General features: G+C 65.9%; 22 protein-coding genes. 4 read left to right on the top strand and 18 right to left on the bottom strand.

Annotated features, from left to right (window positions below):
- Positions 1–58: 58 nt before the first annotated feature.
- From EUA06_RS15180 to EUA06_RS15165, 4 genes are all read right to left on the bottom strand, one after another.
- A complete protein-coding gene (locus tag EUA06_RS15180) occupies positions 59–1318 on the bottom strand; it encodes an LLM class flavin-dependent oxidoreductase (protein WP_129477309.1) in 1260 nt (419 codons plus the stop codon).
- A 99-nt stretch (positions 1319–1417) separates the two neighbouring features.
- Positions 1418–1852 (bottom strand): BLUF domain-containing protein, encoded by a 435-nt coding sequence (locus tag EUA06_RS15175; protein ID WP_165354410.1) that lies wholly within the window; start codon positions 1850–1852, stop codon positions 1418–1420.
- A complete protein-coding gene (locus EUA06_RS15170) occupies positions 1845–2156 on the bottom strand; it encodes a hypothetical protein (RefSeq protein WP_129477305.1) in 312 nt (103 codons plus the stop codon). Before EUA06_RS15170 ends, EUA06_RS15175 begins: the two co-directional genes overlap by 8 nt.
- Before the next feature lie 87 nt (positions 2157–2243).
- A complete protein-coding gene (locus tag EUA06_RS15165; RefSeq protein ID WP_129477304.1) occupies positions 2244–4676 on the bottom strand; it encodes a 5'-nucleotidase C-terminal domain-containing protein in 2433 nt (810 codons plus the stop codon).
- A gap of 215 nt (positions 4677–4891) precedes the next feature.
- Here EUA06_RS15165 and EUA06_RS15160 point away from each other — a divergent pair, with 215 nt between their 5' ends.
- Positions 4892–5314 (top strand): MmcQ/YjbR family DNA-binding protein, encoded by a 423-nt coding sequence (locus EUA06_RS15160; RefSeq protein ID WP_242498175.1) that lies wholly within the window; start codon positions 4892–4894, stop codon positions 5312–5314.
- A gap of 54 nt (positions 5315–5368) precedes the next feature.
- Here EUA06_RS15160 and EUA06_RS23400 read toward each other — a convergent pair whose 3' ends face one another.
- The 6 genes from EUA06_RS23400 to EUA06_RS15130 all read right to left on the bottom strand — a co-directional run bounded on the left by EUA06_RS23400 (position 5369) and on the right by EUA06_RS15130 (position 12562).
- Positions 5369–7549: a thrombospondin type 3 repeat-containing protein gene (locus EUA06_RS23400; RefSeq protein WP_165354409.1), complete on the bottom strand. Its 2181-nt coding sequence runs from the start codon at positions 7547–7549 to the stop codon at positions 5369–5371.
- 379 nt (positions 7550–7928) lie between these two features.
- Positions 7929–8594: a hypothetical protein gene (locus EUA06_RS15150; protein WP_129477302.1), complete on the bottom strand. Its 666-nt coding sequence runs from the start codon at positions 8592–8594 to the stop codon at positions 7929–7931.
- Positions 8595–8666: 72 nt separating this feature from the next.
- Positions 8667–9287: a hypothetical protein gene (locus EUA06_RS15145; protein ID WP_129477300.1), complete on the bottom strand. Its 621-nt coding sequence runs from the start codon at positions 9285–9287 to the stop codon at positions 8667–8669.
- A 384-nt stretch (positions 9288–9671) separates the two neighbouring features.
- Positions 9672–10205, bottom strand: coding sequence for a hypothetical protein (locus EUA06_RS15140; protein WP_129477298.1), 534 nt, complete (start codon positions 10203–10205; stop codon positions 9672–9674).
- Complete coding sequence (locus tag EUA06_RS15135) at positions 10202–10447, bottom strand: hypothetical protein (protein ID WP_129477296.1); 246 nt, start codon at positions 10445–10447, stop codon at positions 10202–10204. The genes EUA06_RS15140 and EUA06_RS15135 overlap by 4 nt, the downstream gene beginning before the upstream one ends.
- A gap of 627 nt (positions 10448–11074) precedes the next feature.
- Positions 11075–12562 (bottom strand): hypothetical protein, encoded by a 1488-nt coding sequence (locus EUA06_RS15130; RefSeq protein ID WP_129477294.1) that lies wholly within the window; start codon positions 12560–12562, stop codon positions 11075–11077.
- A gap of 358 nt (positions 12563–12920) precedes the next feature.
- Here EUA06_RS15130 and EUA06_RS15125 point away from each other — a divergent pair, with 358 nt between their 5' ends.
- Positions 12921–13472: a hypothetical protein gene (locus tag EUA06_RS15125; protein ID WP_129477292.1), complete on the top strand. Its 552-nt coding sequence runs from the start codon at positions 12921–12923 to the stop codon at positions 13470–13472.
- Between the two features lie 116 nt (positions 13473–13588).
- Here EUA06_RS15125 and EUA06_RS15120 read toward each other — a convergent pair whose 3' ends face one another.
- Positions 13589–14380 (bottom strand): LEM-3-like GIY-YIG domain-containing protein, encoded by a 792-nt coding sequence (locus EUA06_RS15120; protein WP_129477290.1) that lies wholly within the window; start codon positions 14378–14380, stop codon positions 13589–13591.
- A gap of 139 nt (positions 14381–14519) precedes the next feature.
- Positions 14520–15074, bottom strand: coding sequence for a hypothetical protein (locus EUA06_RS15115; protein ID WP_129477289.1), 555 nt, complete (start codon positions 15072–15074; stop codon positions 14520–14522).
- Between the two features lie 248 nt (positions 15075–15322).
- Between EUA06_RS15115 and EUA06_RS15110 the strand changes: the two genes are divergently transcribed.
- Together EUA06_RS15110 and EUA06_RS15105 are read left to right on the top strand one after the other, a co-directional pair.
- Positions 15323–15862 carry a hypothetical protein gene (locus EUA06_RS15110; protein ID WP_129477287.1) on the top strand — a complete coding sequence of 180 codons (540 nt, stop codon included), beginning with the start codon at positions 15323–15325 and terminating at the stop codon, positions 15860–15862.
- A gap of 2 nt (positions 15863–15864) precedes the next feature.
- Positions 15865–17430, top strand: a complete 1566-nt coding sequence (locus EUA06_RS15105; RefSeq protein ID WP_129477285.1) for an exonuclease domain-containing protein — start codon at positions 15865–15867, stop codon at positions 17428–17430.
- Positions 17431–17637: 207 nt separating this feature from the next.
- Here the strand turns inward: EUA06_RS15105 and EUA06_RS15100 are convergent, their stop codons facing one another.
- The 6 genes from EUA06_RS15100 to EUA06_RS15075 form a co-directional block, all read right to left on the bottom strand.
- Positions 17638–18285, bottom strand: a complete 648-nt coding sequence (locus EUA06_RS15100; protein ID WP_129477283.1) for an antitoxin Xre/MbcA/ParS toxin-binding domain-containing protein — start codon at positions 18283–18285, stop codon at positions 17638–17640.
- A 170-nt stretch (positions 18286–18455) separates the two neighbouring features.
- Entirely contained in the window at positions 18456–18968 is a 513-nt protein-coding gene (locus tag EUA06_RS15095) for an HAD domain-containing protein (protein ID WP_129477281.1), read from the bottom strand.
- The gene (locus EUA06_RS23395) at positions 18965–19213 is read right to left on the bottom strand and encodes a helix-turn-helix domain-containing protein (protein WP_129477279.1); all 249 of its coding nucleotides are present in this window, start codon (positions 19211–19213) and stop codon (positions 18965–18967) included. The genes EUA06_RS15095 and EUA06_RS23395 overlap by 4 nt, the downstream gene beginning before the upstream one ends.
- Before the next feature lie 6 nt (positions 19214–19219).
- Entirely contained in the window at positions 19220–21364 is a 2145-nt protein-coding gene (locus EUA06_RS15085; RefSeq protein WP_242498200.1) for a TniQ family protein, read from the bottom strand.
- Positions 21365–21366: 2 nt separating this feature from the next.
- Positions 21367–22311: an AAA family ATPase gene (locus EUA06_RS15080; RefSeq protein WP_129477275.1), complete on the bottom strand. Its 945-nt coding sequence runs from the start codon at positions 22309–22311 to the stop codon at positions 21367–21369.
- Positions 22311–24395 carry a DDE-type integrase/transposase/recombinase gene (locus EUA06_RS15075; protein WP_165354408.1) on the bottom strand — a complete coding sequence of 695 codons (2085 nt, stop codon included), beginning with the start codon at positions 24393–24395 and terminating at the stop codon, positions 22311–22313. The genes EUA06_RS15080 and EUA06_RS15075 overlap by 1 nt, the downstream gene beginning before the upstream one ends.
- Positions 24396–24659 lie beyond the last annotated feature (264 nt).

Genomic DNA, 24659 nt, shown 5'->3' with positions numbered 1-24659 from the left:
CCTACGGGCCGCTCGGTCAGCGGTTCAGCCCCCGAAGGGCGAGGACGTCCTCGGGAGCTCACACGTCGTCGCGGTCGCTCCCGACGACCGGCAGGTCGAGGACGGTGACGGCCACGTCCTCGCGCGGTCGGCCGACGTCGTCGCAGTGCGCGCGCAGCACGCCGATGAGCCGCGCCAGCTCGGCCTCGTCGGTGGTGCGCAGGTTGCAGGCGTCGCCGTGCGCGGCCGCGATCCGCAGCGTGCGGCGCTCACCCGACCCGCCCACGACGACCGGGATCGGCCCGTCCGGGCGGGGATAGCTCGTCGTCTCCGGCAGCACGACGCCGTGGTCGTCGTACGCCTTGGTGCCGCTCGCCCACAGCGCCTTCATCGTCACGATCGCGCGCTCGAGGTCGTCGAGCCGCTCGCGCGCCGGCGGGAAGGGGATGTCGTACGCCGCGTGCTCGCGCTCCCACCAGCCGGCACCGATGCCGACGAACGCGCGGCCGCCGGTGAGTGCCGACAGCGTCGCGGCAGCCTTCGCGATGATGCCGGCCGGCCGGAAGGTGACCGGGGTGCAGAGGGTGCCGAGCTCGAGCCCGGTGCCGAGGCCGGCGATCGCACCGAGGGTCACCCACGGCTCCGGGATCGGGTCCCAGGCCCGGCCGACCTGCGGCACCTGGATGAGGTGGTCCATCAGCGCCAGCCCCGCGAAGCCGGCTTCGTCCGCTGCGTGCGCGATCCCGGTCAGCCAGGCCAGCGGGTCGTCGCCCCACGGGAACCGCGACACCTGCAGCACCGCGCGCAGGCCGAGGCTCGAGGTGCGGTCGTCGATCGTCGGGTGTGCCGTGGGCGCCGGCTCGTCCGCCACGTGCTCGGCCGTCACCGGCACGACGAGGTCCCAGCCCTCGTCGTCCAGGAGCGGTCGTACGTCGCGCGCCGACCGCAGCTGCCCGGCCAGCGCGGGTGCCGGCACCGGCCGGTCGCGGGACGCGTTGCGCCGCCGGCACTCGGCGTCCGGCGTCGCCATCAGGACAGCGACTGCCGGAAGGCCGGCTGCGCGAGCCGCGTCGCGCCACGCCTGCCGCTTCGACGGGTCGAGGCCGAGGGTGTCGACGACCGTGGTCAGGCCACGGCCGAGCCGTGCGGCGACGACCGTCTCGAGGACGGCGAACGCGTCGGTCGACGCGTCGAGGTCGTGCGGACCGCTGCCGACAATGCCGCGGAGCTCGTCGGAGGAGACGACCTCCTTCGCGCGGTAGTGCGCGCCCGCCCAGGTCGACTTGCCCGAGCCCGAGGCGCCGACCAGCACGACGAGGGCGGGGTCGGGGATCTGCACTCCGCCATTGTGCCGCCGCCACCGGGACACGTGTCCGCGATGTGGCCCTCGAGCACAGCCTCCGAGGGCCACTTGTCGGACACGTGTGCCGCGCGGGCCTCAGCGCACCCCGACGCGGAACTTCTCCAACAGCTCGAAGGCCGAGGCGGCGTGCGCGGAGAGGTCACGGCCGACCGACTCGCGCGCGAAGGCGCCGAAGTCCTGGAGCTGAGCGACCTCGCGGCCCGAGACGTTGCGGAAACCCATCGACCAGGTGGCGAAGGACCGCTCCTCGACCTCGCTTCGGTCGACCACGTGGATGTCGCCGTGGCGCGGGTCGGTCCGGATCGATTCGAAGACGGCGTCGACGGCGTCCGCCGTGCCCTCGAGGGTCTGGATCACGTTGCCTCCGCTGTAGAGCAGCAGCCCGGTGACGCCGAGGCGCTCGTTCCTGGACCGGATCTGCTCGATCAGCTCGACGAGCTCGCCGACCGACAGCAGCCGCGTGGCCGCACTGGTGTAGGTGAGGCTGATCAGGGACGTGGCGTCAGTCAAGATCGATCGTCCCGACCCAGCGCTCGCCCGCGTCGCCTCCCCAGGCGTCCCAGGCCACCCGGCCGGGCGACGGGAAGCCGTCACCGCCCTGCGTGAACCCCGCGGCGTCCTTGTCGACGGTGTGCCGTGCGAAGTAGGCCTGCATCTTCTTCACGACGTCGTCGCTCACCTCGTCGCCCTTGGCCAGCCGCGAGGCGCGGCGCCGGCCGGTGTCGGTGAAACCCTTGCCGGCCCTGCCCTCCTCGATCCAGCGCTGGGCTCGCTGGGCTGCCTCCTGGACGTCCTGGGGCGGTTGGTGGGGCACTGGTCATCCTCCTGGAGCTCGACCGGTTCCCCACGACGGTAGGTCGGTCCCTCGACCGATCGCCTCACCCCCCGGTGGGTCCGTCCGTCAGGGGGCGAGGACCGCGATCTTGAGGGTGCGGGCGGCCGACAGCGTCGCAGTGTCACCGGCGTACGACACCTTCACCTTGGCCTTTCCGGCCGCCGTGAACGCACGGAGGGTGACGGTCGCCTTGCCGCCGCGGAGCTTGGTGACGTACGTCTTGCCCGCGGCGCGGACGGTGACCTTGCCCGTCGGCGTCGAGCCCGTCGAGGCGACGGTGACGACCAGCCGGGCCCGGGTCTGCCTGGCCGTGACGCGACCGGGCTTGACCTTCACCTTCAGCGTCGGCTTCACCTTCGAGGTCGTCGGGGTGGGGGTCGGCAGCGGCGTCGGAGTCGGCGTCGGCGTCGGAACGAGGGTCGGTGTCGGTGTCGGGGTGGGTGCGGGCGGTGCGGCGGTCACCGCGATCGTCCGGGTCACCGTGGTGCCGGTCGTGGTGCCGACGATCCGCACTGTCGCGGTGCCGGCTGCGAGGTCGGCTGGGATCGTGGCGCGCACGGCGACCCTGCCGTCCTCGTCGAAGGCGTTGTCGGTGCGGGTCGCGTCGACCGGGAAGCTGCCCACTGGACGACCGGCGATGGTGACGTCGACGGTCGCGTCCTGCGGGTCGGTGGCGTTCGAGTACGACCAGGAGCTGAGGTCGAGGGCGTACGTCGTCCCGGCGACGTAGGACGACGGGGCACCACCCGGCACGCTGACGCCGACCGCGCGCTGGGACTGCGGCACGGCGAGCGGAGCGGTGGTCGAGCCGTCGCCGACGTAGGCCGCGAGCGCGGAGACGGTCGTGGCCTGGCGCACCTGGGGCACGAGGCCGTCGGTGAACTCGCGGAAGTTGTCGCCGCCGGCGGCCAGGGACTGGCTGACGGTGACCGAGTAGTTGCCGGCCGGGTTGAGGGCCGTGCCGTCGAGCCACGTGCCGGTGATCCGGTCGCCCTGCGGGCGGCTGACGTCGTGGGTCCACGTGAGCCCCGACGAGGCGCCGAGGCGGACGAAGGCCGGGGTGGGCACCTGCCCGCCGGACGTGGTCTGCCACTGCTGCTCGAGCACGGTCTTGATCTGCGCGCCCGTGAGCCGCATGTTCACGAGGGGCTCGGCGTCGACGACGGCTGCTGCCTGCGCGTAGGTGACGCTCGCGGCGGTGGGGACGAGGTCGGCCTCCAGCGCCGTCGGGCTGGCGAACGCGATGCGGGCGGTGCCGCCGCTCGCGCCGCGGGTCGCCCAGCGCTGGGCGTCGGCGACGAGGTGGGCGAGCGTCGACTCGCCACCGGGGTTCGGCGTGGTGCCGTCGGCCTTCGTCGCGCGCTTCGCCGGGCCTGCGATCGGCCCGAGGTCGACCCCGGGCTGCACCTGGATGTCGCGGAAGTCGACCTGGGCGGCCGCGCTCCGGTTCTCCAGGCCGATGTACCCGCCCAGCGGGACGGTCCGGTCGACGGCGTTGACAACGGTGCCGTTGAGCAGGACCCGGATGCGGGCCGGCGTCACCTGGACGGCGTACCGGTTCCACTGGTTGACCGGCTTCACGGCGGCGGCGAGCGCGGCCGCGTCGGCCGCCTGGGTGAAGGCACCGTCGGCCGAGGTGACGGTCGCGGTGTCAGTGGCGCCGATCATCACGCGGTAGCCGGTGGTCGGGTTCGTGACGTTGGAGGTGGCCGACCCGACGTAGACGCTCGACGCGTCGTCGGCGTCGCGCCGCAACCAGTCGAGGACGAGCGTGTAGGGGTTCGCCTGCTGGCTGGTGGTCGCCTGGGTCCAGGTGCTGCCGGGGCCGCGGAAGCCGCGGATCGTGCAGTCGGTCTGGCGACCGAACCCACCGCCACCTGCCTTGCGCCACAGGTCGAAGGTCGCGAACGTGCCGTCGAAGAGCCGCGCCGCTCCGGCCGGCACCGCGGTCGGGACGCACGTGTCGGCGGCGAGCCCGCCCACCTGGATGGCGTCGAGGTTGAGCCGGCACATCTCGGTCGGCAGGTTGCGCTGGCAGTTGAGCGCGATCGTGTTGGCGCCCTGGTCGAGGGTGACGGTCGCGCTGGCGAACGCCCACGACTCCCAGCTCCCGGTCAGGGGGTAGCTGACGACCTGGCGCGAGCCGTTGGTCGTCAGGCCCATGGAGCGCGTGACGTCCTCGGCGCCGCCGAGCGGGCCGGCGGCGTACCGGATCCACACGGGGTACGTCCCCGCCTCCGGCGCGGTCACCGTCATCGAGGAGGTCATCCCGGTCTCGCGGAACGTGTAGGAGCCGCTGCCCGAGAAGTTGCCGTGGTCGCCCGAGTTGAGCGCCGGACCGCCGCTGATCACCCCGTCCTCGACCTCGACCCACGCGATCTGGGTGTCGCCGACCGCTGCAGTGGCGGCCATTGGGGTGAGCGCGAGAGCTCCGAGTGCGAGGGACACGCAGGTCAGCGCGGCGGTCGCGATGCGACGCAGGCGGCGGGACTGGGGCACGACGGGCTCCTCCGACAAGGAAATCGGGTGGGCTCGGTGTGCGGACTCGAGCGAGACAAGGTTGTGACGCCTGCCACAACCGGTGCCGACCGTACGCCTCACAGTTCACATTGTCGAACGTGGTTCCACATATCGACACGGTCGGTCTGAATTCCCCTCGCTCTCCACGGCCGCGCCGACGCATACTCGAAGGTGCTGGGGAAAGGAGGGTCCCGATGGCGGTCGTCGACGACGTCCTGCCGCTCGGCGAGGGCCTGGAGCGGTCCTACGTCGCGCACGTCGCGGGCCGGCTGAAGTTCCGCGTCGGCTCGATCGTCTACGTCGCCTTCTCCCTCGACGAGTCCGTGATGGGCTTCGCGTTCCCCAAGGACGAGCGCCTCGCGCTCGTCGAGAGCGACCCGCGCTTCCAGCTGCCCAGCGAGTCGGACATGCGCTTCCACTGGGTGCACGCCACCCTCGCCGAGCTCGAGGCGAGCGAGGCGCGCGAGCTCGTCGTCGACGCCTGGCGGATGGTCGTGCCGCAGAAGGTGGCGAGGGCGTACGACCTCGCGCACCCGGTGGGTCCGGTGCCGACGATCACTGAATCTGCAGATCGTCCGCGCTCAACAATCGTCGAGTCTGCAGTAGAAGGATCCTGAATCTGCAGCAAGGCGACGTCGCAGTTGGCGGTCAGAGACTTGCCCTGTGTGGCGTCAGTTCTTTGTCGGTGACTTGTAAGCCGACGGGCCCGACGGTCCGGTTAAGTCGGCGAGGCTGCCGCGGTGTCCCCAAGCTCCCCCGAACCCACAGGCCTTACGGTTGCCGGGGCACGTAGCGTGGTCCTTCGCCCGTCCGAACCAGCCCTCGCCTTCGACGTCAACGACGAGGTCTCGCACCATCCAGGTGGTGCCGCCTTGGCTGCGATGGTCGGAGAGACATAGCTTTGCAACGCAGGTGAAGGTCACCCCCGCCGTCGGATAGGTGCCGTGACCCAGTTTGGCAACGTAGCCCATACCGGCCAGACCGCGGTTTTGCGCTGACGCGGGGTCCGCTGCGCGGTATGCCCCTAGGTACGGGGCGTAGGACACCGGCTCGTGATGAGCGACGTACCCAAGGCGGGACGGCACCATCTGGTCGTTCAGGTCGACGATGATTCGCTCCCAGTCGCCCTCGTGCCCGAGGGGTGAGGGCCTTCCGCTACCGAGGACGGGTTGGGAGAACCCGTAGAACAACCAGTAAACCAACTTGTCCTTCTTGACCTGTAGGTAGGCGGGCCACGGACCTGTCGGCGTTCCCGGCCGGTCTGCGTCCTTGAGGTCTAGGTAGAAGCCGGACTTCTTGCTGCGAGAGGTTGCGTTGTCGTATGGCCGAGTGGGGTCGTCGCTCGAGATGATGCTTTTGCCGAACAGCGATGTCTCCTTGTAGGTGTAACCGCCTCGCCCCAACCTCTTCGACGACACCTTGCCGACAGAAGCCAAGATCTCGCGCCGGTCGGGTAGACCTCTCGGCATCTCCTCGATGTACGCAAGCTTCGATCGCTTCACGAACCTGTTGGCCGACATGGGCCACCACTTCTCATCCGGGTGCAGTTGTACCTGGGGCGCGAAGTCGAGGGTGGGATCTCCTGACACCCACAGGGGCAGGCTCGCGGAACTCGATGCGCCACATGAGTCGCGCACGATGACGGTAGCCAACCGGTCGCGGTAACTGCCAGGTCCGGTAGGCCACCGGTAGGTCGTTGCACTGCCGGTCCCGGTGCCCACGGTTGCACCGTCGGTAAAATTCCACTCGAAGGTGAGCGGTTGAGCGTCGGGGTCGTTCGCCGTCACGGCGAGGCGTGTCTGAACTCCTGCGCCCGTCGCCGCACGGCCCTGCGTCCAATCGAGCGGCGTGGCGGAGATCGCGGTCACTCCTGGCGGCTGATTGGTGTCGCACCACTCATCAGGGTCTACCTCGGGCGGAGGTGGCGGCGGGTCGGTGGTGGCGTCGCAGGCATCACCGACTCCGTCTATATCGGTGTCATGCTGCTCCGGGTTAGGCACTGTGACGCAGTTGTCCAAGTAGTCCTGGATCCCGTCGCCGTCGGAGTCCGACCCCTCCTCCCCTCGGATTGGGAAGAAGCGCAGGTCGAAGTCGAAAACTACAGATCCCGTTTCATCGGGGTGGTCGCACGGAACGGACTGGGTTTTGCTGCCGCGCAGCACTGTGTGCCGATCGGCTACGCCGTTGTCATCCCAGTCCTCGTAGACCACCTCGCCGTAGGCAGGGAGCACGTAGCGGGCCAAAGCGCCTTCGCACAGAGTCAGTGGCCCGTAGAGCCAGTCCCGCTGCCCAGGGCGGCCATCAACGCACTCGTCTGGGGTGTAATCATCTTCGCTGTTGGCAGTGAGGAACCTGTCAGTGCCCCAGCCGCCAAAGCTGATGTGCATGCCTGCAGGCTCATTGTCCGGCGCAACCCAGGCGTTAATCCCCATGTAGCCCCCGTTGGAGGGGCCGATCATCAACGAGCAGGACCGCCGGTCCCAAGTGAACCGTTCGGTGTAGGACTGTGACGCGAGAGTTGAAACCCCTCCGCCCGGGTTCCAAATGGGGTCGGGTTCGCTGGTCTCGAATGATCCAGTCTCGTTCCCGCCAGCCCGTTGGACGTTGAAAACTGTCGTCCCCGACGCCGACCCTAGAAGGCCGCTGTAGTTGTAAGACACATTGACGTGAGCAGTGACGGTCCCGCTCCAGTAGCCACCGACGGGTACATATTCGTCCGCATGGGTCGCAACAACGGGGACAAGAAGCGCGGCGGCGGCGATCGCCGAGGCAGCGAGTAGGGCCGTAAGGCTACTTGGGCGTATCTGGGCCGTCGCCGTAGCGGGTCGTAGCACCCCTGGGAGGGCCCTCATCCCACGTCACCCCGACGCACGTTCGTTCGAAGGGTTGACGTTGTGGAGCACGAAATCTCGCCGCTTCCTGTCTGAGCCATCTCACGCCTGTCCTCGCACTGGACCCGCGCTGGCCGCCGGGTCTGATGAAGGACAATGTCCACAAGGGTGCTTAGGAGTCTCTTAAGGCCTCCCTTCCGGGCAGTGCGTCTCGGGCCTTCACCACTGCGTCGACGACCTGGGTACGCCGACGGCCAGCGTTCGCCTGCGACGCGGTAGTTGACTTGGTGATGCAGCGTGGCGTTGTTGCTGATCGCACCAGCATCGCGATCAGTCCAGTCGACGCATGCGATGGCCGTGCCTTTCGGCTCTGCCGAGAGGTCGATACCCACCGTCGCATTCACCGATCGGCTCCGTTCGTTCTTAACCCGGAGATCGGGACCACCAACGATCGGAACGTGCCGGCCGGACTGGCGTCCAGTCGTGAGTAGTCAGCCCACTTAAGAACGTAGGGGTTCCGCAGGTTGAGCGGGGCCTCACGTCCTCGGGCGGTGCCGCCGGTGTTGGGGCCCCAACTGCGTTCGCCATCCAGAACGCAGCCCTCGTATAGGCGGAAGGCATCCGCGTTCGTGGGACGCCCGTGGCTTGGTCGTCGCCAGTAGCCGCCCTCGTTCGTCAGTGCGATGACGATTCCGGACCACCCTGGGCGGGCGGCCACGAACCGCTCGACCCGTCCAATGTCCTTAACCACGTCGTATCCGCGCAGATCCGAGGCGCCGTGATTCTTCAGCACATACTTTTCGGCGCCTTGTGACCCTGACCAGGACCGAGTCATGTACTTCAACTCCACTGCAACGCCAATGGTGCCAGTCTCGTCGAAGAGTTCGAGGTCGAGACGGACGGCGGGCTCGGGGTGCGTTTCCAGGCGCACACTCAGGTCAGGGTGCAGCCGTTTGGCCTCCCAGGCGAACGCGAACTGGAAGTCCGCCTCCGAGTGGAACACCGGTCTTTGCATCGCGAGCTTGGCGAGAATGGTGGGTGCGTCGATCAGCACCTGCTTACTCATTGCCGTTGCCCGTCCGGACGCGGCGGTGGGCAACCTGGCTGCCGGTCGTGTCTGTGATTGGAGTGCGCGGCGTCATTGGTTGCGCTCCGCCAGGACCTCTCGGTACCAGGAATCCGTGATCTTGGTTGGGTCGACTTTGGTCAGTGCCCCTCCTGGGAGACAGTCAGTTACCGTTGTCTGCTCCCACGGCTGGCCCCTAAGGAAGTTCATCTGGTTTTGGGCCTTGATGCCAAGGACTTTGATGATGAGTGCTTCGAACTCGCGTGCCGAGACCTCGACGTTGATGGCTCGGGCCTGGTTGTTGAGTTGGAGCTCTCGCCACGGTTGTTTGCGGGCGCTCTCGGAGCGAGGCGTTGCCACGTCGTCGAAGCTGAACCAGCAGAAGCGATTCCAGTCTTTTGGGGCGTGTCGCATCTCGTTGGGCTGCTTGCTGCTGGGCTGGGTGTGGGTTCGTAGGCGGCCACCCAAGCCTTGGGCGCCGCGGGCGATGCCGACGTACGTCACCCCGTAGTCGTTGAGCAGCAAGTAGAAGCCGCGCGCGATTCGGAAGTCGCACACCTGCAGGGTGCCGCGGTTGTTCTTGCGACGTCCGAGCAGTTGCCATGACCGGCCAGAGCCGGGTTGCCACTGGACCTCGCCTCGATCCCAGAAGAGGCCGTATGCCCCGACCAGGTGAGCTCCACTCTCAGCCACGTAGATCCCCCGTCCGCCCAGCCGAATGTTGTTGACAACTTCTGCCAGTTGGACCGGCCCGCCGTCAAGGGTGCCGAGACAGTTGGGGGCGAAGAGTCAGGGTGGGATAAGGAATAGAGGTTTTCCAGACCTCACCGCTGGCCGGCCCCTTGCGGTGATTGTCTGTCACTGGGACTTCCAAGGTGTGGACCGTTCGTACGACGATGGGTCCGTGTGGACGCCACCGTTGACGGCGTTCTGCAGTCCAGGAGTCGCTCCGGGGATCTGGGTACGGCCGGGCAGGGTGTCCCTGATTTCCGCGCTGGGTCGCAACGCAAGCGCGACCGCGTAGATCGAATGGAACTCTGCAGATGGATCACCACAATCGTCGAGGGCCTGACGCTTTCAGGTCACCTGGCCCTCGCCGTTCGGTTCGATGTCGTCCGCACCATGAGCCTCGTCACTGTCGCTTTCTGCAGCGGTGGCAGTTTCGTTCGGCTTGTGGGGGTCCTCGTCGAGCCACCGACACTGTGCAGCGATCGCCGTTTGGATGTTCCGCCGGATAGTGCGATCTGGCTCGGTCTCGCGGGTACGTACGAGTGAGTGGGCTTTGCCGATCGCCTCACCTGCGGGGTGATCATCAACGGGGTTGTAGATGACACCCGCCTCCGATGTGCTGCGTGCAGTCCCCGCGGCGAACTCAACGCTCGTGTGGGTATCCCAGTTGCAGACGGCACCTCGGCTATGTCCCTCTGATGCCAGGACATCGGACGAGATTACGGACATGCCGTCAGCGTCGAACCGAAGCGCCGCAGCCTTCACCTCAAGTCTGCGTGTAACCAGGTTGGGGATCACGAAGGCAGGCTTGCGCGGGACGTTGCGCATGAAGAGCTGATCGGAGTGGATCTCGGGGTCGTCCCAGATCCAGGCGGATGTCACCGTGCGGTTCGGGCCGATGCGTGCTGAAACAATGACCGCCAGTTTGGGTTCGCGAGCGCGACGACGGCTGACACGTCTCTGATCATCTTTCGTAGCGGCGTCTGGGAACGTCCACCGCGCAGCCGGATCCCATCGCGCCGCACCGTGTAGGAGAACCCACCCTCCGGATCGACGTCGATCTCTAGAGCGAAGGCAGCAATGCGCCATTCCGCAATGATTCCGCCCTCTTCGTCGATCGACATCGTGGGGTAAACCGAATCCTCGGCAAGAACGGACCGAAGAGCATGCAGCATCCGGTGGTACGCGATATCTGAGGGCGCCGTGAGACCGGAGGCAACGTGCTCCTCGGATATGCGGGCGAGTTGTCCGCGTGCGTATCGGTACGCCGGCGCGGCGACTGGCCAGTCGGGAGCGTGTGGATGTTCGGACTGGTGGGCAACTCCCTTGTACCCGCGCAGCTGCCCTCGATCTAGGTGGGTCACTCTAAACGCAGCAACTGCAGATTGGAACGTTCTACTGCAGACCGACCAATCGTCGGCATCCGGGCTGAGTGACGGCGTCACTGGAACTTGTCATCGGAGCCACGCTTGGTCGAGCAGACTTTGTCCACCTCGTGTGAAACGAATCTGTCACTACACCAGGCGAGCACACCGAGTAGGCCCATGAGTCGCGCGACGATGCCCCAGTTCGCCCAGAAGGACACACCTCCGCAGTGGCACACTGCGTCATGCTCCGCTTGCCGACCCGGAGTGCGTCGTCAGCGGGCTCATCGCCCGCGTGTAGGGCGACGGGTTGGTCCGGCGGTTTCTCGACGCCCCGAGGTCGAGGAGATCTGTCCAAGGATTCGATGCTGACGGATGCGGGGGCGGTCAGGCCGACTCTGCGGTGACCAGGGCTTCGGGCCACGGATAGGCGTCCCAAGCGCGCTGTAGGACGGGGCTACGGGAGCCACGCGCTTTGTCGAGGGCATTGCCCAGACTCCATGTGGAGCGCTCGGGATCGTTGGCGATCTGCACCAGCTGTAGTTCAACTTCGTCAAGTGGAAGTCCGGCGAGGAATTCAATGTCGCGCAAAGAAGCCGTCAGGGTTGGGAAGGGGGTAGCTGTGAGCAGGTCCCGAGTCCACGGGCTGTTGGCCAGGTAGTACGGCTCACCCGTGACGACGACACCGACGCGTGGGCGGTCGCTGGGAATGTGCGCAAAATGCGGGTTCTGGGAGTCGAGCGCGTTGGACGAACGCTCGAGTTGATCGATAGCTTTGTTCAGGAGGGCCTTGACTCTGTCCTGGTAGCCCTCGACAGCAGCGCGGTCGAGCAGGCCATAGCGCGCTGACTTGACCTCAAACATGATGACGACTGAGGGCAGCACCATGAACCAGTCGATGCTCTTCTTCTCGTCCTTGGCTTCTCGATACACGATCTCGGGGTGCAGTTCTGGAGACGGTTGGATTGCCCCGAGTTGCTTGCCGACGTAGTGCTCCGTGAGGTTGCCGAGGTCGCGAGAGAATGGTTGTCCGAACTCGTCCATACCCCGGTAATACAGTGCGCCGGGACTGACGGTTCGGAGGATCAGGCGTGGCTGCGGCGCAAGCAACCGGCCGTCTGGCATGCGTAGGAATGGCCGTTTGATAAGTGGGTTGTAGGCGTAGCGCTCATACCCGGTTGGAGGGTGGGGCACGGCCTCGTACGCCGCCTTGAACTCCTCGAAGGTCGAGGAAAGTTGCAGGGCACGGTCTTCAATAACGGCCCGTGGCCAGATGTCGTAAAGCGACTGCAGGTCGTCGAGATCAAGGAAGTCGGAGTCGAACCACCCGTTGTTGCTGTTCGCGGCAACTTGGAGGAAGAACGTGGCCCCCACGACCTCGCCGAGCGGTGCCCCAAGGAGGCGGTTCCACGCTGCGTCGTCCAGTACCTCCACAGCTATTTCGGACGCACCCTCGACCATGAGCGCGTGGGAGCGACTCACCTCTTCGAAGATGGATTCCTGATAAGGGAACTGCTCGTAGGCGAGCCGAGTCATGAGGGCATGGGCCCAACCGTCCCTCTCCTGTGTCGGGGGACGCTCATAGATGTCGTTGTGTGCGTTGATGAGGACGCGAAGGCTGTCGCCAGTCACCTCGGCATCACGATGCTCGTTGCCCCAGAGAACGGACTCACGGGCCGCGAGCGCGGTTGCCCACGGCGGGACGCTGGAAAGCGTGTTCCCTTCATAGGGCGGTTCCCCACCGGCCAAGGAGAGTTCAGCGAGAGCAGGCAAGAGCTCCGACGGCCGGTATCGGCGAACAACCTGCCGAAACTCGTTGAAAGTAATGCTCTCTCGACGCGTCGGCCCCGTCAGCCATTGCTTGTGACGTCCCACCATGACCATGTAGTCGGAGACCGCTGAGTGCCCCCCTTCCTGTCGAGGTTCTCCCCGAGCCATCTTCGGCGCCCTCTTCCGTGGTTTGAATGCGACCTGAGAGAAGTATCGGCGGTTCCTCCGACACTCACCGTTGCTGGGGCCTTACTGCCCCGCGTGAAGCGTTGCCTCGCCTCGTCCGCGCGCCGGTGGTCACGTGCTCGAGATGGCGACCTGGCGCGAGCTGACCATCCTGACTCTGAGCCGGGAGGCGGTCGGCGAGTTGGTCGCGCGGATACTTAGAGTCGAGCGGTCGTCGAACAAACGGTGCCCTTCGTGGACGCTCGTTGTCCGGGCGCCGCTCTGGCACGATCCGCCCATGGAAATCATCGCGCTCGTGTTCTCGGGACTGGCGATCGTCGTCGCTATCGCCGGAACCGTCCTGTCCAACCGACGCTCGTCCGAGGCACTGGAGCTGTCGAAGCGAGCGGAGGCGTCGGCGGTCTGGTCTCCGGTGCAGGATGCCGTGCAGCGCCTGATCGGCTTCGATCCGTCGCGAGAGCCTGTGGGTGAGCGCTTGGCCAACCTCCGTATCGCGGGCATCGCCCTTGCCGACGACCTGGGATGGGAGGGTCTCGACCCCTGGCTGAAGGCCGAGAGGGCGCTGGGCTCCGCCTACGCCCAACAGGCGATGAATGACTCTTCGCCTGACGACACCCCCGAACGCCGCCTTGACGTGACACAGCCGTACTGGACTTGGGCCGACGTCCTTGGTCACAACCTTCGGCGGTTCCGGAAGGAGGGCTACAAGATCGATGAGATGGACTCTCTCCGTACTCATGCCTTGGGCGAGGTGAGGAACATTCACGAAAAGCACGGCTGGCCGCTCCCCCCGACCACCCTTCCTGGTGTGCAGGCGCTCGGAGATTAGCTAGTTCTAATCGCCGCGGATTCGCCAGGGGCAGTACGACTCCGTTTCGCTGGGCCTCCCGATAACACGACCTAGCCCTGCGTCTTCTCGCCGCCTGCCTGACGCTGCTTCGCGATCTAGCAGTTGACGAACTTGATCGGACTCGCTTCACCCTTCTTGTACAGGTGCTTGACCGAGGTGTTCACGTAGTGCCGCATCTCGGGCGCTACCGCGCCTTGGAAGCCCCATCGCGTCGTGCCCGGGCGGTCCGATTCTTCGTCCGTCCAAGCACGCCAGCCTTCGATGGAGTAGACCTCGCGGATGACGCTTCGGTTGATGCTGAATGCGTACCTCGCCTTCTCGCGACGCGGGCCGATCTTCCACCAGAAGCGCGTGGCGCGGTAGAGCTCCTCGGCCGACATCGACGGATGCCAGAGGCCGGGGATCTTGATGAGAAGCACCGGATCGACGATGTCCGGCGTTTGCGGGGCATCGAACAGGCTGATGACGACATCGGTAGATGCGAGACCGCGAGAGGCATGATGATGGCCAAGCACGAGGTTGGTGAGAACGAAGCGATCGTTGTCCAAGGACGGATCAAGCAACCGCATCGCGTCGATGACGGCCGACTCAATGTCGTAGGCCACGCTTTCCGAGCTGATGCCGTGCCGGAGGATGAAGGTGCCGACCTGAAGCCCCGCGTCATGGATGGCATTGATCAACTCGATCTTCGGGCTCATCTCATGGTCCTGCTGCGTCGCAAGTGCAGCTTGGGCGTGCTGGAATACGCGATTCCCGCGACCCTTCCCAACGTAGAAGACCCTGCCGTCCCTGGGATCTTGGAGCGCGTACACATACCAACCGACACGCTCCGACACGAACTCGGAAAACAGCATCGGCAGCGCATCCTTCGTGGGCTTCGACAGCAACTGTCACAACGTTATGGGGACATGTCCGCGGCCACCAACGGGACGAAGGCGTCCGTGCACATGTGTCTGCATGGCGACAAGAGGCAGCGCAGTCTTTCCGCGCGAGTCCTGCGCCTGCAAGTGCTCGCCCAACAGGTTCCTATGGATTCGCTGGGTTGAGCAGCGCATCAGTGACGTGGGTCGGATCCTCGATGCCATGTGCTGCCATGAAGCTCCGCCAAGCGGCATAGGCGGAGTCGGCGAGCTCGAGGGCATCCACCGTTGATGCTCGGGGATTCGTGCCCGGGCCGTAGCCGATCGTGACGAAGTTGCCGCTACCACTGCTTCCGGCCTCGACGACCGTTGCTTCGACCTCTGACTTGCCACGTCGCTTCAGGTGCTTCGACGTGTTCGCGAAGTCACGGCACAGTCGCAGACTTGCGTCGGCCTGCATCGCCGCCTCAACATCCGTCTTGGAAATAGCCGGTAGTGCAGCGTCATTTTTGAACGCATCCCACATATGCGCGCAACTGATCATGAAGGCATCCACGATGGCAGTCAGGTCAACGTTGTTGAGCGGCTCTCCCGCGTAGACCTGACGAAGCCGCCCAAGATACTGAGATGCCTTGAGCCATTGGTGCGTCCAGGTGAGTCCGTTGGGATAGCCCACGGATGCCGTTGCCGTCAGCGTCCCTTCCCCGCGCATCTGTGCCATGTCACCAGCGTAGGCGCACGCGGGTCGGCCAGGACTCCGCATTTCCGAACGCGTGGCAACGCGCTGCCCGCAAGAACAGGCGCGTCTTAGCGCCGCGGGTGGGCTCGGGTCCTCAAACGCCTGACGAACGACCCTCGTTCTCGTTAGCGTCGCTCTGCGGTCCATCGATCGCGGGAATCGGGGGACGGGTTATGCGTGGGATTGCGACCATTGACCGACAGCCTGGCGGTGACGCCATCGCTATCTGGGTGACGACTGCTAAAGGGACGCAGGCGTGGCACGTCAATGCAGTAGAACTTGAAGCCGCAGACGACGCCCAGGCGCACGCAGCTGTGTCGTCGCTGACGCGCTGCACAGCGGTGCTCGTCACCGATGGCAGCCACCTCGACGGAATGCCGGTAGAGGGAACTCCACTCACGGTGTCGGACATCGAGGATCTCGTCACGGCCACAGAGGCCCAGCGAGACGCAATCCTGCTTGCGGTCAAGGACTTCAAGCGCACCACAAGATCGGCGTCGGTCAAGCTGCCGACGTTTCCAGCCAGCCCCAAGGCTGCCGACTTCGTGGCCGACGAGGACACTGCGACTGGGCGCGCTTTCACCACAGCGAACTTTCTCGCCAAGGCGTGGACCGCGTGGCTCAGGACCGACGAAGAGCGTCGCCGTCGTACTGCCAGGCCCAAGACCGGTGAGACACCGTGGATCATGCCTCACTCGATGAGCTCGCCCCAGGTTGATCTCTTCCCCGAGGCGTTCGTGCCGCGGGTCCACGAGCAACCGCTGGTCTGAGAATGCTGGATTACACCGCGATCGACTTTGAGACCGCCAACGCCTACCGCGGATCACCCTGCGCGGTGGGTCTAGTTCGTGTCCGGAACGGACAGCCGGTGGACGAGCGAAGCTGGCTTATTCGGCCGCCCGTTCGGGTCGACTATTTCGACAGCTTCCATTCGACCTTGCACGGGATCGACGCCGACATGGTGCGCGAGGCTCCGCGGTGGAGCGCCGTTCTCCCGGCCCTGGTGGACTACATCGGGGATGACGTAGTCGTAGCGCATAACGCAGGGTTCGACATCGGCGTGATCCGCTATGCCTGCGCGGTGGACAACATCGAGTGGCCGGAGCTGCGCTTCCTGTGCACGATGGTCATGGCACGCCGAGCGTTGAGCCTGCCGTCGTACCGGCTCCCGTACGTCGCGGAGTCGTGCGGGTTCGAGATGGGTGAGCACCATGACCCGTTGGCCGACGCGCACGGAGTCGTCGGCATCGTGAGGGCGCTTGCCAGCGCGGCGGGAGCGTCTGACCTAGCCGAGCTCGCGTCGGCTCACCGCATGAGCATCGGCCGTATGGGCAGCGGCCTGTACGCCGGCAGCGTGGCGGTGGGGACTGGCACCCGGAACTTCACACCCATCGTGGTCAACCCCGATGCCGACCCGGATGGATACCTCTACGGCAGGGTCGTTGTATTCACAGGCACCTTGATGTCGATGACGCGCGACGTCGCGCGCCAGGAGTGCGCCCGAGTTGGTGCCGTCCCCGAACAGAACACGACGAAGAAGACCAACGTTCTCGTCGTCGGGGACATCAACCCGGCTGTCCTTCGCCCCGACTCGAACGTCACCGGCAAGACGCGGAAGGCGTTCGACCTGCAGGACAGGGGTCAGGCGATCGAGGTGATGACCGAGGACGACTTCCTGCGATGCCTCGACGGCAAAGCCCTCACCGTCATCGAAGGTCTATTGGCCGACGAAGGAGAGGCAGTTCCGACTGCCACACCCACACGCGACCGATTGCGGTCAGTTCCCCTTGACCAGCGCCCAGTCCCAGCGCCGCCCAAGCCACCACGGCCCCTGCGACGAGAGCGGGTGCCAACGGACCAGGTCTGCTCGGTCGATGGCTGCGGTGATGCTGCCGCATTCAAGACGCGCACCAAGCCGACCTACTGCGACGACCACATCGCGGTCATCTTGCGTGTAGGCGGTCTGGAAGCACTGGAGTCCTTCACTCGGACAACCGACTGGCTCCTGACTAGGTGCATCCATTGCGGAACCGTGGCGCACTACCGATTCGAGTATGTGCAGGAGAAGAACGACTGGGGCGAGACCACATGCCGAGCGTGCTATTGGCGAGAGTGGGCGCGGTCGGAGCGGGAACTTCAACGCGGTTACGCCCGCATCGAGCCAGTGTCATTCGAAAAGGCACAGGCCACCGCAGAGGAGCACGGCTTCATCTACCTCGGACCGCTCACCACCCCGTCAATGCCCAGTGACCCGCACCGCACGGAGTGCCGCCGCTGCGGGAAGATCAGCGCCGAGCGACTAGGTGATATCTCGTTCGGGTGCACCTGCCAATCTTGATGGAACCTGTACCCGAGCGGTCACCTATGCGGCTCAAAGGAGGCCCGCGACTCCGAACTTCAGGGTGCTGGTCTCTCGAGGAGACGACTACGCAGAGGAGGCACCGCGCTTGCTGTGTGGGTGCGTACTGCCCGCAGGACCGACCGATTGGTGCTGGAGAACGGGCGGCCGCGGAACATTTTGGGCAATCGGGCTGTACAGGCCCGCTCAACCCATCCCTCCCTGTTCAACCGCATCGAGGGCGCCGAGAACCTCCGCGGCGCGCCCGAGGCGCACGAGGTCGATCGGTCTGGCACCGTTGAGGTGACTGCTCGTGCCACGAAGCCACTCACTGGCGGAGGGCTCCGCCCACAGCTCGCGTGCGCGAGCCAGCACTTTCTCAAAGCCCGGGTCGAGGTCGGCTCCCGCCGCCGCGGCGTAGGACCGGGCGGCCGCCAGCACGGTCGGGCCGGCAAATTCGATGGGGTCTTGACGCAGCACTCGTGCTGGAGATACGTCATGAAGTCTCGGGTTTCTTACTTGCATCCAAGCCTGGATCTCAGCCTCGGAGATGCGGACCTGCAGCGTGAACGCGGCGTGAAAGGCAATGCTGAGGCGAGCAAGGGTGTCGGAGTCAGGTGTCTCCGTTCTGTCAGTCCACCGAATCACCGTGGCCGCGTCTGGCAGCGACGCAATGTAGGCGACCAGGTCCGCGCCGAGGAGCTTCACGAGCTCGCTCGCCAGTGTCGCGGCGGTAGCGGGCAGGTCGTCTTGCGCCAAAGCGGTGATGACCTCCGAGGCGGACCGATTCTCAACTAGCCATTCCAGTGGAGTGAACCCGTCGAGTCTCGGGTGAGGCGTGTTGACCAGCGCCACGCGTTCACTGTGCGACAAGCCCGCCGGGAGGATCGCGACTACCGCATCCAATCCTCGCGGCGTCCGAATCGGCACCTCGTGACTGCGCGCCCTCGCCCTGGGCGAGGCTTCACGCGCCTGCCTCCGCCGAGCCTCGCTGGTGCCAGCCGGGTTGAAGGGGTCCTCGCTGGTCACTCACTTGGCCTTTCCGCTAAGTAGGTCTCGATGCGGGATAGGTGTGCCCTGCTGAGTCCGACGGGGGTGCTCGGTGCGATCAGCAGGAAGTTGAGACCGCGACTGGCGAGGCGCTCGTGGACCTCAAGTCTTCGTGGTGGTGTCCTCAGGTGGTCGTCGCACCACACGATCGTGGTGACCTCTGGCCGCGCACCGAGCCACTCGTCGAGTGCCTGCAACTTCCACCATGAGTGGTGGAGGCCGTCCGAACTCGGTTCCGGGATGTCAGCCCAGAGGCGGCCGGGCCATGGATCCATCCCCGCGCGCATCTCCGCGCTCCAATCCGTGAGCCACGCCGCTGTTACACCGGGATGGGTTGCCAGCGCGTCGAGGCGACGACACAGCTCCGGTGACACCACCACGGGCCCGAACAGTTGCCCGGCCCGGACTTCGTCTCCCCACGTTGGCTTCGTCGGGTGGATTGGCGAGACGACTCCGTCCACGTCGACGATGAGCGCGGTCCTAGTCATGGCGACGTGTCTGTCCGGCGATCGCGACGCTCCTCCGCCCGAGCGAGGAAGGAGGCCGGCTTGACTTCAAGTCCGTCACAGATGGCCAGCAACTGGTCGATGCGCATGGTTCGCTCACTTCGTTCGAGCCGTTCAACCGTCGCCCCAGACAGACCTGACCGTCTGGCTAGCTCGGACCGGCTCAGCTTGGCCACGGCCCGCTCCGCCCGGAGCTGGTCCGCAATCCACCTGATGTTCGCGGTCATCAAGGATCACCCCTCGTAAATGCAATCGTGCGGAACTTCTCGTGTGCGCAAGATGGTGAGGAGGTCCACCAGTAGCGCGTCGCAGGGGCTACTGCCTGTTGAGTCCGGCACCTCGGAGACTCCAGCAAGTTCCGCCAAGGCATGTCGTGCCTCCGCTAGCCAGGGGGCGGTCGGGTCTACTCGGCGGGCGAGACCGAACATCCACAGGAGTCGTACACGCCCCCACCACCCAGCCTCCGGGTCAGCGGCCAGCGCTTGAGCGATTTGGGTTGCGCTCGCCCCGAGGAGGTCAGTGGGAGCAAGAACGCTGGAGGCGACAAGTGGCGTGGGAAGTAGATGCGGCTCCATGGCGCTGTAGATGTGCCAGTCGCTGGCAGAGTCGGATCCCCGAGTGGAATCGAAGGGCCTGATTCCGGGCGGGGTGGTCATACCGGCGCTGATGTCGCTCAAGAAGTCACGCAACGGCAGTGGCAGGCAACGGTTCCACCGTTCGCGGACCCGCCGGTAGCGGACGCGGAACGCCCCGTATGCGGATAGGGCCTCGGGGGTGAGGAGGGCGTCGGAGCCGGTGACTCTCTCCCAGACGTACAACGAGGCCATCCACCGCAGGGTCGGGGAGTTTCGAGTCTGTAGGAGTCGCGCAAGCGCGCGCGCCACGGAGTCGGGCAGTGGCGTCGGTCGATGTAGTTGTTCTCGTCGCGACGCGAAGTGGACTGGGTTGCGTTGGTACCCGTCGTCGAGGAGCCAGCCGGCAATGGTCTTGATATCGGGCCTTGCCCTCGGGCTTGAGGTGAGCTGAACCCATGCGTCGGCCAGGTCGGAGGCCACGTGTGCCAGCCCAAGGTGGCGTGCCGTGTCGTGGACGCGTTTGGGGTGACGGCTCCCGGCGAGCAAGCCAGCGATGACTGCGGCCTCGCTGAGATCACCGCGGATCACCGTCAGCCAAGGGCGAACCCGGGGATGAAGGGCAGCTGGAAAGTGCTGGGTGACGTGGTCGTCCAGTTCCGGTCGGAGCCGGTGCTTGGCTCGAAGTGCGGCGAACCAGTTGTCGCGCGTCTGTCGTACGTGGCCGGCAATGGCTTCCATCAGCGTGTCGGAGCACGCGAACTGGCCGCGCGCCGCCCGCTGTTGGGTCTGGACCCGCCATCTGGTGGGCATCCAGAGCAAGCCGGCTCGCAGGTGATCGACGTCATCGCTGGCCAAGAGGGTGTCGGCGAGGGTGACGCAGGCACCGACGTCGGCGGCCGACGTCACGAGCTCGCGCTGCAGGACCTGCGGGGTCACCCCCCGTGTTGTCGATCGTGCGCCGCGAGCGGCGAGACTCGCGCGCCATGCCGTCGGCTTCGCGAGTTCTTCGACGTCGTAGCCGGACGTCGAGGCGGTGAAGGCGTCCTTGTTGCCTTCGGCGACCAACGAAAGCACGATGAAGTGCGTCACCAAGGTGAGATCGGTGAGCCACTCGCTGGCTGGCGTGGCGACTCCGGCGGTGTGCGCGACCGCCTGGTCCGTAGGTGCCAGCGACAGCACTCGGGCGATCCGCTGTTGCGTGGCCAGCCGGGGGTCGTCGTGGCTGAGTCGTGACTCAGAAATTGACCTGATGGCTTGCGATCCGCATCCGCAGTTCAGATCAAGGGCGTTGGCGTCGGTCAGGCTCGACGCGTTGGGCTTCTGCGTACGAGGCGCACGGCCGCAACCGCGGCACGTGGAATGGAGCAGCACGCCGTGCTTGGGGCAGGCGAAGGTCCAGTGGAGGTACCAGGCGAGCTGCCACCGGCCTTCGGATTCGTTCAGGCAGGCGTAGCAGTACCTCGCTCCGCTGCCGCGCTGCCAGGCTCCTAAGGGGCTTCCGCGTTTGCCGCGTTCGGGGCGGAGTCGGAGCCAGTCCCACTTCCGCAGCGTGGCGTCTCGCAGACTTTCGGTGGGCACGCCAAGGATGGGTGCTGCCCGCGCCAGGTCCGGGTCGGCGAGGTCGCGGTTGAGGTGCCCGGCGGAGGTCGAGAGGGGTAAGCCGAGGTGCTCCGTGACTGCGGCGGGTGAGCAGCACAGCCTGCGGGCACACCAGTGAACGAAGCTCTCGAGCGACTCACCTCGGCCAGGTCCGGCGCGTAGGGCGAAAGTAGTCGCTGTTTGAATCTCGCGAGGTTGAGTCATGGTCATGGCGCCGGCGTCGTCTCGGGTGAGGCGAGCGTGAGGAGCAGTTCAGAGGTCAGAGGCGTACCGCTCCGATAGGCCTCGATGGTGCCGTCCTTGAGGACGCCCATGACGGCGCCGATCTTTCCGCCGGTGAGGTCGATCAACTTGGTCAGGGCGGCGTTGTCGCTGCGAAACGGGGTCTGCAGGTGTGGGAGGAGCGCGCCGAGGGTCTTGAGGTAGTCACCGAGGAGGCGCCGTAAGAAGTCCTTGTCGCGCGGGAGCCGCAGGGGTTCGAACTTCAGCATCGTGTGTCGTGACCGCAGTTGATCGGTGCTTTCGTACCCCTCAGGTCCACCGATTCGCAGCAGGGCCGAGCCGTGCATTCCGGCGCCAGCGAAGATGAACGTGACGGGCAGCCGCAGGGTGGCCCGAAGCGAGTCCGACAGCCTGGTTGCCCGGTCCGACGCTCGGCGGAGCATGTGGGCGTCGTCGACGATGACGATGACCGTGCCGAGCCTGGGCAGCACGCGGGCGAGCCGCCGGCGCAACTGATCCTCATTGCCCAGTGATGGAACTCCGGCAAATTCTGCGATGGCCCGGAGCAGTCCGGCTCCTTGCTGGCCGGAGTCGGCTTGCACATAGATGATCGGCAGGCGCACGAAGTCGTCGCATGGCGCAGGGTCCGTGTCGCGCTGGAAGCCGATCGCAAAGCGGAGGAGCATCTCGCTTTTGCCGGTGTTGGCCGCGCCGTCAACTGCGAGCCAGTGCCGTTTGGTGGCGCCATTGCGTCGCAACGTGGTTTGGATCGCTCGCAGAAGGTCGGCGTCGCGTTGCGTGACGATGTACACCGAGTGAATCCATTGCGCCACGTGGGAGGGATCGTCGTTGACTGCGAACGGCTCGCGCCGTGACGAGAGGACGTCGAGTTCGTGCCATGCACCGCGGTCCTCGATGTTGACCAGCATCAGAACTCGTCTCCGTCCCTCACCGTCGCTGCGGCGGATTGGTCGGGTGGCTCGGTCTCGGCGTCGAACTCGCCCTCAACCTCTTCGACGTATGCATCCAGATCGAGGTCCAGTACGGGTGCCTCCCCCGTCGTTCCCGACCGGGGTGCTCGATGGCGTCCACTCTTTGCTTTGCTGACGCCGTGCGCTGCGCCAGGCGGGGTGGTGCTCGCGTGCCGTTGCAGACGCTCCTGCCAACGGCTGAACTCCCGGCGCAGAGCCTTGGCTCCGTCAGTTGTGGTGAGAACACGATGTATCTCGTCTGCGATCGCGAGTGCAGCGTCGGCACGGTGCTGCTTGTTGGGTCGACGATGCGAACCGGTGTCGAGAGCGCGCTGGTAGAACTCGTCGCTCAGTGGCGGGATTGCCTCGTCGTCACGTCCTTGCGCCGTGAGTTCGTGCCAGCGGGCGGTGCCGGGTTCGTGCCAATAGACGTGTGAACGGTCGCTCGGGTCGTGGTGGAAGGCGAGGGGTCGACCCGGGACGTGGCGGTCGCCAGCGCTGATGCGGCGCATCACCTCTGTGTCCTCGCTGGTGTAGACGATCCCGTCGATAGAGGGTCCGCGACCACTGACGACAGCAGTCTTGGTGGGCATGAACCGAAACACCAGGTTGACGTCAGCATCCATTCGAGGGGGTGCTCCGGCCAGGACGCTGGCGGTATAGGCCTCCATAGGGGTTTGGTACGTGCCCAGCTGACCAGGGTGCGCGAGGCCTGTGTGGGGAGTGTTGTTGTACGCCAGGCAATAGCCGTCCATGATCGTCTTGAGCTGATCGAGTGTGGCTAGGGACTCGCGGTGCGGGTGGTCGCCGCGGTGGTCGGCGGAGCGGCCCTTGTACCCGGGGAGGAGCTGCATGACCGTGTGGTTGAGCGTACGGATCGCGGACTCCACATGCGGCTTGTCCGACCCAGTGCGCGGCCGCGCCAAGATCAGGTCGATGCCCAGGGTGGCGAGCAGCGACAAGACCATCTGGTTCTCGTAATCGGCGCCATGGTCGGCGTGGATCTCTCCGGGTATGCCGCCCGGGTGGACGAGCGGGCTGTCCTCGACAGTCAGTACTGCGTGAGGGATGGCGGGTCCCGCTGGCGTCATTGACCGATCGAGGAGCAGCGGGTTCATCCGCCGGTGCAGCGCCAGGGCCACCGTGGTCGCAGACGGTGGAGTGAGTGAGACGTACGCCGACAGGACGCGGGTGCACACGTCAACGATCGTGACGGCGTAGGCAGGAACTCCCATCTTGGTCAGCGGCGAGTAGGCGAGCACGTCCAGGCGGAATGAGTCGATCTCCCAGACCTCGTTGGCAACGGTTGGTCGCGCATGTCCTCGTCCACCCTTCGGGCGGCTGGCCTTGGACTTGCTGGTCTTCGCCGAACCTCGCAGGCTCATCCCACGTGACACCTCGTCCAGCAGCTTGCTGGCTTGGTAGACGCTCAATGTGTCTTGACCCTTGTCTCGCAGACGTCGGTTCAGCAGACCGACGAGGTTCTGCTGCGACTTGTCCGACCGGGTGAGTTCCTCCTCCACCAACGCGAGGGCGATCTGCACCACGTCTGGATCGTGCAGGTCTGCGGCGGTACCGAGGTGACGGTTGCCATGGACCAGACCGGCATCCCCGCTGTCGTCGTGGGCCTCGATCCACCGTTGAACGGTCCGCGTGCTGACGAGCTCCTCCACAGCTTTGCGCTCCACGCGTTGTGTCTTGGTGGTGGTGAGCAGGTCGTACTCAGGTCGCGCAGGTTTGCCGGGTCTCAGCCCTGTGGTGACCTCCATCACCGCGGTCAGCCGGCGGCGCATCTCAGCGTGCGCGGTGTCTGACAGGCCAGCGATCATCCAATCGTCGTCGGCACGCTCTTGCAGGTCCGGCCGCGCTGCCCACGTCTCGAGGACGATCTCGCATGCCAGCTCGGCGAGTGGCAGTTCCTCGTACTCATCTCCTCGCTTGACCAACCCGGTGAGGATGCCTCCCGAGTTACTCATCCTGACGAAGTCGCAGCGAGTGGTGCCACGGTTCCAAGTCAGCCCTGGACCGATTTCGAAGGGCACGGACATCTTCAGCCCTTCCCAGCTCGGTCACGGCAACCCTCGGCGACCGCGGCCGCAACCCGCCGTGCTGTACGAGGGTCGATGCACAGGATTTCGGCGAGCCGTGGGGTGAGGTCTCTTCCCTCGTCGTCGACGCTCGCAGCGCACAGGTAATGCGTGATGGCCAGATGAGCCGAGGTGTTGATGCAGTTGAGTCCAGCAGAGTGGTGTACGGCTCCGCGGTGAGCGTGTCGTTGAAGTAGACGACGGCCACCGCGTGATCCT

The sequence above is a fragment of the Nocardioides glacieisoli genome, from assembly GCF_004137245.1.
Lineage (GTDB): Bacteria > Actinomycetota > Actinomycetes > Propionibacteriales > Nocardioidaceae > Nocardioides > Nocardioides glacieisoli.
The sequence above is the reverse complement of the archived record's forward strand: the minus strand, read 5'-3'. Positions and strand labels throughout refer to the sequence as shown.